This is a genomic window from uncultured Mucilaginibacter sp., from assembly GCF_903893715.1.
In the GTDB taxonomy this organism is placed as follows: Bacteria; Bacteroidota; Bacteroidia; order Sphingobacteriales; family Sphingobacteriaceae; genus Mucilaginibacter.
The window spans coordinates 1-11,101 of sequence record NZ_CAITNG010000017.1 but is presented as its reverse complement, the minus strand read 5'-3'; the positions used below and the strand labels follow the sequence as shown (position 1 = coordinate 11,101).

12 protein-coding genes are annotated in these 11,101 nt (G+C 42.6%); 4 read left to right on the top strand and 8 right to left on the bottom strand.

Annotation, left to right across the window (positions count from 1 at the left end; all coding sequences use genetic code 11):
* Nucleotides 1–461, top strand: a 461-nt coding sequence (locus QZX97_RS02265; protein ID WP_295664107.1) for a BamA/TamA family outer membrane protein, incomplete at its 5' end; no start/stop codon positions are given.
* 32 nt (nucleotides 462–493) lie between these two features.
* On the opposite strand, the gene QZX97_RS02260 is transcribed toward QZX97_RS02265, so the two are convergent.
* The 3 genes from QZX97_RS02260 to QZX97_RS02250 all read right to left on the bottom strand — a co-directional run bounded on the left by QZX97_RS02260 (nucleotide 494) and on the right by QZX97_RS02250 (nucleotide 4,068).
* Nucleotides 494–1,039 (bottom strand): hypothetical protein, encoded by a 546-nt coding sequence (locus QZX97_RS02260; RefSeq protein WP_295648271.1) that lies wholly within the window; start codon nucleotides 1,037–1,039, stop codon nucleotides 494–496.
* A 9-nt stretch (nucleotides 1,040–1,048) separates the two neighbouring features.
* Nucleotides 1,049–3,289: a patatin-like phospholipase family protein gene (locus QZX97_RS02255; protein WP_295648269.1), complete on the bottom strand. Its 2,241-nt coding sequence runs from the start codon at nucleotides 3,287–3,289 to the stop codon at nucleotides 1,049–1,051.
* A 392-nt stretch (nucleotides 3,290–3,681) separates the two neighbouring features.
* Complete coding sequence (locus QZX97_RS02250) at nucleotides 3,682–4,068, bottom strand: hypothetical protein (protein ID WP_295648267.1); 387 nt, start codon at nucleotides 4,066–4,068, stop codon at nucleotides 3,682–3,684.
* Nucleotides 4,069–4,384: 316 nt separating this feature from the next.
* Here QZX97_RS02250 and QZX97_RS02245 point away from each other — a divergent pair, with 316 nt between their 5' ends.
* Together QZX97_RS02245 and QZX97_RS02240 are read left to right on the top strand one after the other, a co-directional pair.
* Nucleotides 4,385–5,257 carry a hypothetical protein gene (locus QZX97_RS02245; RefSeq protein WP_295648265.1) on the top strand — a complete coding sequence of 291 codons (873 nt, stop codon included), beginning with the start codon at nucleotides 4,385–4,387 and terminating at the stop codon, nucleotides 5,255–5,257.
* A 70-nt stretch (nucleotides 5,258–5,327) separates the two neighbouring features.
* A complete protein-coding gene (locus tag QZX97_RS02240; RefSeq protein ID WP_295648263.1) occupies nucleotides 5,328–5,537 on the top strand; it encodes a DUF2683 family protein in 210 nt (69 codons plus the stop codon).
* Between the two features lie 372 nt (nucleotides 5,538–5,909).
* Here the strand turns inward: QZX97_RS02240 and proC are convergent, their stop codons facing one another.
* Both proC and argB read right to left on the bottom strand, forming a co-directional pair.
* The gene (proC, locus tag QZX97_RS02235) at nucleotides 5,910–6,731 is read right to left on the bottom strand and encodes a pyrroline-5-carboxylate reductase (protein ID WP_295653059.1); all 822 of its coding nucleotides are present in this window, start codon (nucleotides 6,729–6,731) and stop codon (nucleotides 5,910–5,912) included.
* A 2-nt stretch (nucleotides 6,732–6,733) separates the two neighbouring features.
* Nucleotides 6,734–7,528, bottom strand: a complete 795-nt coding sequence (gene argB, locus QZX97_RS02230) for an acetylglutamate kinase (protein ID WP_295653055.1) — start codon at nucleotides 7,526–7,528, stop codon at nucleotides 6,734–6,736.
* A gap of 227 nt (nucleotides 7,529–7,755) precedes the next feature.
* Between argB and QZX97_RS02225 the strand changes: the two genes are divergently transcribed.
* Entirely contained in the window at nucleotides 7,756–9,045 is a 1,290-nt protein-coding gene (locus tag QZX97_RS02225) for an NAD(P)/FAD-dependent oxidoreductase (protein WP_295653057.1), read from the top strand.
* Between the two features lie 64 nt (nucleotides 9,046–9,109).
* On the opposite strand, the gene QZX97_RS02220 is transcribed toward QZX97_RS02225, so the two are convergent.
* The 3 genes from QZX97_RS02220 to QZX97_RS02210 all read right to left on the bottom strand — a co-directional run.
* Nucleotides 9,110–9,268 carry a hypothetical protein gene (locus tag QZX97_RS02220; protein WP_295653053.1) on the bottom strand — a complete coding sequence of 53 codons (159 nt, stop codon included), beginning with the start codon at nucleotides 9,266–9,268 and terminating at the stop codon, nucleotides 9,110–9,112.
* 33 nt (nucleotides 9,269–9,301) lie between these two features.
* Nucleotides 9,302–9,748, bottom strand: coding sequence for a hypothetical protein (locus QZX97_RS02215; RefSeq protein WP_295653050.1), 447 nt, complete (start codon nucleotides 9,746–9,748; stop codon nucleotides 9,302–9,304).
* A 92-nt stretch (nucleotides 9,749–9,840) separates the two neighbouring features.
* The coding region (locus QZX97_RS02210) for a zinc-dependent metalloprotease (RefSeq protein ID WP_295664104.1) at nucleotides 9,841–11,101 on the bottom strand (1,261 nt) is incomplete at its 5' end.

Below are 11,101 nucleotides of genomic sequence, written 5' to 3'. Positions count from 1 at the left end.
CCACGGCTTATGCCAGCGATTCTATCAGGACGAGGCTTAAATATCTTGACCAATTTGGCGAAATCAAGATAGTTGGCAACCTGGAATACCGGTACGCTATACTGAACAACTTTTTTGGTGCAAAGCTGAACGGTGCCTTTTTCTCTGATTTTGGCAATGTTTGGCGTTTAAAACCTGAGACAGATAGCCCTAATGGTACTTTTAACTTCAGTAATATATTTCAGTCCACGGCAATAGGGGTTGGAACAGGCTTACGGTTCGACCTTGCTTTTTTCGTCTTTCGCCTTGATGCAGCCTTTAAATTTAAGGACCCTCAATTTAATGGATCAGATCAATGGGTGCTCGTCAATCACTTTAATGAGTTGATACATGCAGGTGCCTTCAAAAATGCATATTATGCAGCAAATGGCGAGGGCTATAACTTTATGCAGTTGAATTTTGGTATTGGCCTGCCGTTTTAATTATTAGGATCGTTGAATCGTTTTTTAGTGGTCTAAAAGCTTTTCGAAAACAGGTGTTTGATTCCATCAAACACAGTTTCGAAGAACGTGCCGATATCCAGCCCGCTATGATGGTTGAAATAAACGAATAGGCAAAATAATACAATGGCTAAAATGATCAGCTTTCTGAACATATAGCCCAATAGTATCAATATGCAGGGTATGGCTATCAATACGATCCAACTTATGCGGACTGGGGTAAGCTTAGCGTCCTGCTTGAAAATGTAATACAAAATACTGTTCGAACCTGCATCATCGCTATGTTTTACATAGAGAAAGCTCGACTTGTACAATTTGCGGTGGTAAAGCGCGGTACCATGCTCAAATGCCAGGTCTTCGTCAAATCCATTAATCGAAAACTTGAAAGTGCCGTTAATACCTTCCTGTATAACGCCGGCTGTATCGGTTGCCACTATGGCAAGCTCGTCTTTGCCAAAGGGGTTTTCTTTTACTGCAAAGTTTTTGATCGATATAGGATCGGCAAATGCCGATAATACACTTAGCATTACAATACAAATCAGGAAGGCGTATTTTTTCATATCAAAAACTTATTCCAAGGCACGTTTATTAAAAATCAAAAACCCTGCATGAAACATAATACCATAGCGTTGTTGGTCATCATCATAATAGTTAAAACTAAGGCTGATAGGGCCTACGAAACTCTGGTAAACAAACCCTGTGCTCGCAGCAATTTTATTCGAAACTAAGATATTGGTATAACGGGCATCTTGCAAGCCATTACGTACAATACCTTGTACCGGGACAAATAAGTAGCCTTCACTGCGCCATTCCAGGTTCTTTTTGAGTGTTACCACGGTAATCAGCCCTCCGGCACCATAGCTTTGCGCCCTAAAGTTGGGTAAAATTAATGTGCGCGAATCTTGCAGCGGGTAAAATGTAGGCGCGGTGAGTATCGACTCCTCGTAAGTTTTAAATAAGGGTTTGTTGCTAATCACCCCTTCCAATCGGTAACCCAGACTTAGCTTATTAGAAGTTAAAAAGTAATTCTCGTTGCTTATTTTGGCCACCAGCCATTGCCGTTTAACGTCAACTTCGGGCGATGTGCCGCTGTGTAATATATTGCCTTGCAGGTAGTTTTCGGTGCCATTAAAGTATTGCAGCCCCACATAATAACTATTTCCTTTATTGGGGTATTGTTTCCTATTCAGCAGGTTTTTTTCGAAGGCTATACCCGTTTTAAAGCCATTAAACCTACTAACATCTAATGTGTCGCCATTTTGGTAAGTATTGTTGGGGCTATAGTCATCACCTGTGTTAACGTAACCGGCCTGTACTTCAATCTTCCCGTTATTGGCAATAGGTACACCCGCTTTCAAAGCTATTTTACGATCGGTTTGTTGTACATAAATAGGCTTTGCTTTTTGTACCGAAATATCATTGGTGTCAAAATAGTCCCAATTGTTATAAGTAAACTCGCCTTCTAAATAAAAAGGTAGCCGGTTGGGGAAATCGCTACGCAAAGTGCCTTGTACCGATTCGTAAAACCTACCCGAATAAAAGTTGGCACCCAATGTATAGGCGTTACGATTTACATAATCGTACTGCAAACCCAGGTACGCCGAACTGATGGGCCTGCTCGATACTATTCCACCCACATCCACTTTAAAGTTTTTGCTCGATTTTACATCAATCTCAAAATCATATGTATTGTCGGTAGGGTGATAAACAATGCGGGGATAAACAGTCTCAAAATTATCGTTTGTAACCAGCCGATAATAGCTATCCTTTATATCACTTAAGGTGATTGGCGCACTATCAAACTTACGGAACATACGCTCCACATATCGCTTTTGCTGAAAATCGACCCCGTTAACAATAATATTTGTAAAGGTTACTTCACCATCCGCTTTTTGAAACTCAAGCCTGAGTTTATCCAGTTCGGTTGTGTCGCTACGGCGGGATATGGCTGCTTTTATGCGCGGAATATCGGCAATGGTGGCATCATACCCGGCTTTTATCATGGCAGCAACAGGTTCAAAATTTGTAGTACTGTAATTAGCCAGGTTGGGTTGTATATAGATACCGTTTTTACCGATAGTAGTGCTGTCCGATTTCGACAGGAACATATAAACCAACAAACGGCCCATCAGTTTATCATCATTGTCTTTCGGGTAGTCTGTAAAGGTTTTTGATGACACGTTTGAGCCGATTATAAAATCGGGCTTAAAATCCTGTTTCATAATGTCCACAGGAAAGTTGTCGTACAAACCACCGTCAAACACATAGCGTCCGTCAACCTTTATCGGTCTGAATATCATGGGTACGGTTACCGTACCGCGCACAGCTTCCACCAGGCTGCCATGATCAACATCTATTACCTTTTGCGAAAACACATCGGCTACTACGCACCTAAAGGGCACAAAAAGGTTATTAAAGTTGTTTTTGGCTTTTGCCGATGCCTGGGTATACAATTCAATAAACCCGAAATTAAGCGGTACATCATTTATCAGGGTGGAGCGGAATCTTGCCTGAAAACCACTATCTATCTCCAGTTTTAAAGCAATAACTGACGGGTTTTCGGGCTTTTTCTGAAAGAAGTAGCTATAATCGCTGCTGTATTTGCCGTTAACCCAATCCTGAAAGTTGCTGCTTACCGCCATATGCTCAATTTGGGCGGGCGAGTAACCAGCGGCATAAAGTGCGCCAACCACACCACCCATCGAAGTGCCAACAATATAATCTATCGGGATATGGTTCTCTTCCAAAGCCTTTAAGACCCCGATATGCGCCAGGCCTTTGGCCCCGCCGCCGCTAAATACCAGCCCCACTTTTTGTCAGTATCCCGAAAGGAACAGCAAGAGTAAAAAAAGGGATATAGGTATCTTTTTCATGCCAGGCAAAATATCGTAACAATCAACTACAAATTACCGCATTTTATTGGGGGGGGGGGAAAGTAGGATTTCTTTTAATATTTTTTTGCTTCCGCCCATCCTTGCCGCGACAGTTCACAAAAAGGGGGAAAAAGTAAGAAATATTTCTCTTATCTGTCATCGCCATGCCCCAGTTGGAACCTAATCGTTTCTTCGGGCTTCGTGCTCCAAAATCCCTTTTTTGGTTCGATACAATATACAAAAAAAAGTCGATATTTTACTAAAATATCGACTTAATAGCATTTAATCGTGCTGATTATTAGGATCCGTAAAAGCAGATGTACCGGTAATTAATCACTATAATCGGTACTCAAGGCATACGTAACCCCGTTATATGTAAGATAGTAGTTTGGTTTGTTCTGTGCCGTTCTGTTTAAGATAATAAACTGTATCCCGTTTATACTCCCGCTCATGCCGGGTTTATAATAAGAGTAAGGCATATTGTATTCTTCAATTTTATACTGGTTAGTGGATCCGGGCATGCCGCTCCAACGGGTGAAGGTGAGGCTGCCTGTTTTAAATTTTAAAATAGTGTACGATTCGGCGTTGTAGAACGCGCAGCCTGTTATATCACCGTTCTTTAACCTGTCGTAAGGGGTTACGCTGTTAAAGACAAGGCTAAAACAAATAAAAATTGTTAGTAACTTAATCGGGAAAACTAAGTTTTTGATAGACATAGATAGAATAGATAAATAAATTAACAAAGATGATAATAATACCCATATTCGGTCAGTCAATATTCATTCGGGGAGGTTAATGTTTGAAAGCTCAATCCGAATTAACGAAGGCGAAACTAAAACATTTTTTTGATAAAAAATATATTGTCGCTAAATAAATGTAACGTTATTTGTAATTTATATGTTATAATAATATTGCACCTTTTTTACACTGTCGCCAATAACAGTCATTAGGTGGGACATTTGCCAATGTATAACTCTGTTAATCAAATAATTAATATTACATTGCATGATGCATTAATCCAAATACAAAAAAATGAAAACCCTTGCTTATACCATTACGATTGGATTGGCTATTTTGTTACATCCCACGTTTAATTTTGTGCGTGCGACTAATCGTAATGCAATAAACGATACGTCGAAAGTAGTTAAAGGCAAAACTATTAAACGCAGTTCGTCTCATTCAGCCGAAGCTAAGCCTGCTCAACCCGAATTAAGCAATCTGAAATTTTATCATAGCTACACCAGGGAAATCGACCTGCAAAACCCACAAAACAAGGTGCTCAGCTCGCCGGGCAATACACTTTTTACTGCCTTGCTAAAAGCTATCAAACAACAAAAAATAATGGCCTACGATGACCTGGCGACCCCGAAAAATATTGATGATGAAACTTTTGGCAAAAAACTCACGACGACACAAGTGGCAGCTAAAGCCAATAATACCGTAACGGTAGACAAGTTTGATGCGGACGGTAATAAGATAGGCACAAAAAAAGTTGTAGACTCATTTAATCCCGATAACCTGGCGGCATATCGCATTAAAGAGGTAGTATACCTAAACAAACAAACCAAAAAAGTAGAAATACAGATTATCGGTATAGCTCCGCTCACCATTATCAGGCTAAGCAATGGGGATAGTGTTGGGGTGCAGCCGGTTTGCTGGTTAAAATACAAGCAATGCATCCCAATCTTGGCTTCGCTCAATGTGCCCGCCATCATTAAAAATGTGCCCGCCATAAACATTGGCGATTTTTTTGCAAAACGCGCTTTTGTGGCGAACATTACCGAAGAATCGAACCCGAAAGGCCAACGGATAAAAGATTACATTGCCGATCCGGTTGAGCAGGACAAAGAATCGGCACGGATTGAAAAAAGGCTCGCGGATTATAAAGCAAATCCGGGGAATTAAGGGAGTCTTCGCTCAGAAATTGTAGAAATAAGCTTTGAATAAACATGTACACAGTTGTATATTTGTTTATATGGAATCGTTACTGATACACCCTGATAGTCCGGAGCAATTGAAAACCGTTAAAGCAGTGCTTAAAGCTTTGAAAGTTCAGTTTGAGCCACAGCCTGAAAAGCTTCCCCCCCACGTGATTGAAGGTTTTGAAAGGAGTATAAAACAATACGAAGCCGGACAAAGTATTTCTTTTGAGGAATTTAAAGAAAAACACATGTTTAAAAAATGAACTTTGAAATAAGGTTCACGCCCGAGGCCAAAGAAACTTACTATTCAGTTATTGAGCAGCTTCGGCAAAGATGGGGCGATAATTTCGTTAAGAAATTTGAAAACACGGTTGTAAAGAGTGTCAATACAATAGCTATATCCCCCTTTTTATACCCTGTTTTAAATGAAAAAACGGGTATGAGAAGATGCGTCCTTCATAAAAATTGCTCCATGTTTTATTCAATATATGAAAATTGTATTATGATAGGTTATTTTTGGGATAACCGCCAGGAACCTTTATGGATTTAACTACATGATAAAATCGCTCTCCTTCCTCCAGCTGTTCGTAGACTCTGTCTACGAACCATTATGCCTGTAGTCTGCGACTACAGCATCAGGCATCTTTCTTATACAACACCCCCGCAATATCCGCCGACATCTTTATCCCCTTTATCATGGCCGAACTAAAGCCGTTGTGCTCCATTTCGTTCAGGCCGGCAATGGTGCAGCCTTTTGGCGATGTAACCTTATCAATTTCGCTTTCAGGGTGGGTGGCTAATTGTAGCAGCAGGTCGGCGGCGCCTTTGGCGGTTTGGGCGGCCATCTTCAGCGCGTCGTGCGCGTGGAAACCAATTTCCGTTCCGCCTTGTGATGCCGCGCGGATGGATCGTAAAAAGAACGCGATACCGCAGGCGCACAAGGCTGTTGCCGAGGTCATCAGTTCTTCGTTTATCGGGATGGTGATGCCTACTGTATCAAACAATTCTTTAACTAAGGCAATGTTGTGTTTGTCTGCATTGTCGCTGCCAATACAGGTCATGCTTTGGCCTATGGCGATGGCCGTATTGGGCATGGCGCGTACTACGGGCACATCGATGTCCAAATAACGGCGTATATCGGCACAGCTTACACCCGATACCACCGAGATGAGCAAATGCTTTTTGGTTTTGATGCTGTCTTTTACTTCGTCCAACAACTTGTTCAATTGTTGCGGTAACACGGCTATCACCACGATATGGGCTTTGCTTACGGCTTTCGCGTTATCGTCGGTTACTTTATAACCTTCCTCGGCCAGGTCGGCCAATGCTGCCGTATTGCGGCGTGTAAGCGTAATCTGCTGCGGCTGATAAATTCCTGCTTTTACCAAGCCTTTGGCCAAGGCAAGCCCAATGTTCCCGCTCCCTAAAATGGCGATGTTTTTGTTCAATGCGTTCATGTTCATATACCTGTACTTAAGCGGGTACCAAATGTTTTGTTATGTTTTAAATGGCCAAGCTCATCGGCCTGGCCGATTATTACGGATGTAACGCCGCTTGCTATCGCTCTAAAGGCATTGTCCAGCTTGGGCAACATGCCACCTGCAATAATGTTCTGTTTTTTTAAGTCTTCGTATGTAATAGGGTCAATATCGGTTATCAGCGATGTTTCATCATCAATATCCTTCAAAACGCCCTTTTTTTCAAAACAATAGATCAGCGTGGTATCATACAGTTTGGCCAAAGCCACCGCCAAAGCCGAAGCTATGGTATCGGCATTGGTATTCAGCAATTGCCCCGCGCCGTCGTGCGTTATCGCCGAAAAAACGGGTACAAAACCGGCCTCCAATAGTTTGGCGATGTTTGCAGGGTTTATCGAGGTCTCGTCAATATCGCCAACAAAGCCATAGTCGATGGTTTTAACCGGCCTTTTTTTGGCCACGATAAAATTGCCGTCGGCACCTGTTAACCCTATCGCATTGCAACCTACAGCTTGTAGGGCTGCCACTATATTTTTATTAATAAGCCCGGCATACACCATGGTTACCACGCGCAGGCTTTCGATATCGGTAATACGACGGCCGTCAACCATTTTCGTCTCAATTCCTAATGTTGCCGAAAGCTGTGTGGCTGCTTTTCCGCCGCCATGAACCAGTATTTTAAACCCGTCGAGCGCTGCAAAGTCTTTCAAAAAGCGGTGCAGGTTTTCCGAATTATCGATAACGTTTCCGCCAATTTTAACGACGTTTAGCTTCATTTATCCCCCGAATCATACGATTTTTAATCGTTTTATGCCACAAATATACAGTTTGATTTAAATGCAGAAGGCATTTAACCTAAAACAAACCGAAAATGAACGGTATTTGAACTTAATGTTATGTTTTTATACCAAAATGCATTAAATTTTAATTATTTATCATGCTATTGCAAACAATACAGCTAATTTTAGCCTTATTGAAACATATGGCTTAGCTTTACGGTATGATGCATTTAAACGATATATCCCACCACCCGCGCGTGGTTATCATTGGCGGCGGCTTTGGCGGCATTGAACTGGCCAAACGGCTGAAAGACAAGCCTGTTGAGGTGTTGATGGTGGACAAAAATAATTACCACACCTTTCAACCGCTGTTGTACCAGGTTGCGATGGGCGATATCGAGGCCGATTCTATCGCCTTCCCGATAAGGAAAATATTTGCCGATCAAAAGAACTTCGCCTTCCGCATGGCAATGGTGCAACAGGTGAACCCTGAAAAGAACACCATCAGCACCGATATCGGCGAAATTGCTTACGATTACCTGGTATTGGCCACAGGATCGACCACCAATTTTTTTGGTAACGATGAGTTGGCCAAACGCACCATGCCCATGAAAAGCATTCCCGAAGCGTTGAACCTGCGCAGTTTGTTGTTGCAGAATATCGAAAAAGCCATTATTACCGAAAGCCAGGAAGAAAAAGAAGCGCTGCTCAATTTTGTGGTGGTAGGGGGCGGGCCAACGGGTGTAGAGCTATCGGGAGCGCTGGCCGAAATGCGCAACTACGTACTCACTAATGATTACCCCGAACTGCGCAAAGAAGACATGAAGGTTTACCTGGTGGAAGGCAAAGAGGATTTGCTGGCTGTTATGTCTGCCAACGCATCCAAAAAGGCTCGGGATTTTTTGATTGAATTGGGCGTAGAGGTGCATACCGGCGTACACGTAAAAAGTTATACCGGCGATGCGCTGGTAATTGATAACGGCAAGTTAATACAAACCCGCAATGTGCTGTGGGCCGCAGGTGTAAAGGGCGAAACAGTAAAAGGCATTCCGCAGGATACCATTGTTCGCGGTAACCGCATACAAACCAACGAATTTAACCAGGTGAAGGGTTATACCAATATATTCGCTATTGGCGATGTTGCTGCCGTAATTACCCCGGAAACGCCCGACGGCCACCCCGGTGTAGCACCCGCGGCAATACAACAAGGCAAGCAACTGGCAAAAAACCTGGTACACTTAACCAATAATGAGCCCATGGAACCTTTCAAGTACTTTGATAAAGGCTCGTTGGCTACTATTGGCAAAAACCTGGCTGTTGCCGACTTGGGCCGCCTGCATTTCCAGGGCTTTTTTGCCTGGTTGATATGGGGATTTGTACACCTCATGTCGTTGGTGAGCGCGCGTAACCGGGTTATCGTATTTATCAATTGGGCGGGAAGCTATTTTAGCAACAGCAGCGGCTCGCGCCTCATCATCCGCAAGTACGATGCCGAGAAGATGAAAATAGAGTGATCAAAGATTAGAAATCAAATGAAAAAGGCCAAATAATTTTCGGTCTTTTGGTACGAATGAAGTATTATTTCTTTGTTAAATCAGGCAATCCCACTTTTTTAAGTGTTTCCCTTGCTTTTTCAACTTTCTTAATAACAAATGGATCGTTGGCATGACTTTTAACCTGACTACTTTCGATGGCAGGGCCAAATCCTTTTTCTGTGTGCTTTACTGTAGCAGGCATAAATCCTCCTTTTCTTTTATCAAAAATAGCTAATTACTTTCTTTTAACCAAAAACGCTTCATAGTTTAAGCTGTATGGTTTAAAAGCTTGCCATTCGTTATCCTTCAATCCATATACATCAAAATCCGTGCTGATATCGTTCCATAGAGCGGCAATACCCATTTGATATAACCGTGTGCGTGATGGAGTGCTACCCTCTGCATAAATATAATGATTACCATAATGGTCGCAAAATGTGGCAATAGTATTGGCTACAGTTGCCAATACTATATCTCTATCTTCATTATTACTTATAACCGCATCATTTAATTTACCGGTAATTGGATGAGCATCGCCAAATGCCAAATTAAAGATCGGCGGTTCTGTATCCGGAACTTTAGTGAATATAACTAATTTTCTAATGCTACCTTTCGGCCCTTCACTATAAAATTCATAAGCCCGATAATCATTTGTTAAATAGTTGTAGCGCTCTAAATTCATAGTAATCAGCAATAAAATTAAGCAAATCGAATAACATAAAAAAAGGCTTCCCGGAACCCGGGAAGCCTTTTAATTAAAACTCAATCAATAACTCAACCTTTAGGGTTCAGTGTTTCAGTTATCCTGTCGGACAGATCCTGCAGGTGGTATTGTGTCATGCTATCGGTAGATGAAGAAGCTTTGATCATGGCGTTGATAGCTTTAAGCTGTGCTTTAGCTACCGAAACAACGTCGGTCAATTCTTTATCGGCATCGCGTGGCGCGCCACCGGCCCTGCGACCACCGGCAAGTGCCGCAGCAGCCGGATCAACCGGTGCTGGTGGTTTTACCAGAGCAATCAGTTTTTCAACATACATTTTTTGCAGATTACGACGGTAAACGTCAACAGCTTGGTTGCTTTTCAGCTCACGGAAAACGACGGTGTTCATATCGTTGAACAGGTCGCTCACTTTATAGGCAGTCGCGCCGTCTTCAGCCTCAGCCGAAATCAGTTTAAATAAAGTATGGTTGCTGATGATGCGGGTTAACGTAGTTTCCTGTAACCCTGCTATCACTTGCACCGGGTTGCCATCGATATTTTTCAGGATACCTTCATCCAACAACCAGGTAGGCGTGGTAAACAATTGCACGTCAAGGAAGTCCATTGCTTCTTTTTGGGTTGCGGCAGGTACGTTTTCGTAAATTTTACCGGCTTCCTCAACAGTTTTCGGGTTTTCGTAAATGCCACCAATGTTTTTGGCAACGTGACCCATATAACGGCCAAATTGTGAGGTTAACTGACCGTACATATTGTCAAGATCCTCATAACCTTCGTTAGGCTCTTTAGTCCATTCGGGTAGTTTGGCCAATATCACTTTCAGGTTTTTGATACCGTATGCGCTGGCTTTCATTGCGTTGTCGCCCAAATCCTCGTTTTGTGAGTGCGGATCGTCGGGGTTGCTTTCTGTACCAAACCATAGGCGACGATCTTTTAATCGCTCAACAGTCGTTTTATTCAGGATAGCTCTTTCTGCTTCGGGCGATGGCGAATTAGGCAATAATTTATATCCCCATTCAATGGCCCATTTATCATAATCACCAATACGTGGGTATAAACCTGTTTTGGTGATGTTATCTTCGGGCTGTGCCACGTAGTTGAAACGGGCATAATCCATAATAGAAGGTGTATGGCCATTAGCTTCAACCCATGCTTTGTCGCGTAGTTTTTCAACCGGTGTTGTGGAGCTTGACCCCCAATTGTGGCGCAGGCCTAAAGTATGGCCAACTTCGTGCGAAGACACAAAACGGATCAGGTCGCCCATCAGTTCATCGCTAAAGTGCATGGTGCGTGCCCGTGGGTCAACAGCTGCGGTT

Coding starts and splice junctions, on each gene's coding strand:
- QZX97_RS02260 (WP_295648271.1), bottom strand. CDS start 1,039: ATGAAAAAATACGCCTTCCTGATTTGTATTGTAATGCTAAGTGTATTA.
- QZX97_RS02250 (WP_295648267.1), bottom strand. CDS start 4,068: ATGTCTATCAAAAACTTAGTTTTCCCGATTAAGTTACTAACAATTTTT.
- QZX97_RS02245 (WP_295648265.1), top strand. CDS start 4,385: ATGAAAACCCTTGCTTATACCATTACGATTGGATTGGCTATTTTGTTA.
- QZX97_RS02240 (WP_295648263.1), top strand. CDS start 5,328: ATGGAATCGTTACTGATACACCCTGATAGTCCGGAGCAATTGAAAACC.
- proC (WP_295653059.1), bottom strand. CDS start 6,731: ATGAACGCATTGAACAAAAACATCGCCATTTTAGGGAGCGGGAACATT.
- argB (WP_295653055.1), bottom strand. CDS start 7,528: ATGAAGCTAAACGTCGTTAAAATTGGCGGAAACGTTATCGATAATTCG.
- QZX97_RS02225 (WP_295653057.1), top strand. CDS start 7,756: ATGCATTTAAACGATATATCCCACCACCCGCGCGTGGTTATCATTGGC.
- QZX97_RS02220 (WP_295653053.1), bottom strand. CDS start 9,268: ATGCCTGCTACAGTAAAGCACACAGAAAAAGGATTTGGCCCTGCCATC.
- QZX97_RS02215 (WP_295653050.1), bottom strand. CDS start 9,748: ATGAATTTAGAGCGCTACAACTATTTAACAAATGATTATCGGGCTTAT.